General features: G+C 66.9%; 1 pseudogene. It reads left to right on the top strand.

Features of this window, described 5'->3' with window-relative positions:
* Positions 1-484: pseudogene (locus tag P3H15_RS54565) on the top strand (glucose-6-phosphate isomerase); the annotation flags it as partial.

The following is a 484-nucleotide window of genomic DNA, read 5'->3' as shown; positions in this document are numbered from 1 at the left end:
GCCCCGATGTGCGGTTCGTGTCGAACATCGACCCCACGGACCTGCTGTCGACTCTCACGGATCTCGACCCCGCGAGCACACTGTTCGTGGTGGTGTCGAAAACGTTCTCCACGCTGGAGACGATGACCAACGCCGCCGCGGCCCGCCGGTGGGTCACCGAGGCACTCGGCGACGATGCCGTCCCGCAGCACTTCGTCGCCGTCTCCACCGACGAAGAACGGGTCGCCGCGTTCGGCATCAACCGGGCGAGCACGTTCGGGTTTTGGGACTGGGTCGGGGGACGATACTCGGTCGGTTCGGCCGTCGGTCTCGCGGTCATGGCCGCGATAGGCCGCGATCGCTTCGCCGAATTCCTCGACGGCTTCCACCAGCTCGACGAGCACTTCCGCACCGCCCCGCTCGAGTCGAACGCACCGGTCCTGCTGGGCTTGCTGGGGGTCTGGTACGGGAGCTTCTTCGGTTGCGATTCTCGTGCGGTGCTGCC

Origin of the sequence: Rhodococcus sp. T2V, from assembly GCF_029269925.1 — a bacterium.
In the GTDB taxonomy this organism is placed as follows: Bacteria; Actinomycetota; Actinomycetes; order Mycobacteriales; family Mycobacteriaceae; genus Rhodococcus_F; species Rhodococcus_F koreensis.
Note: the sequence above shows the minus strand (reverse complement) of the source record. Positions and strands in the feature narration are given on the sequence as shown.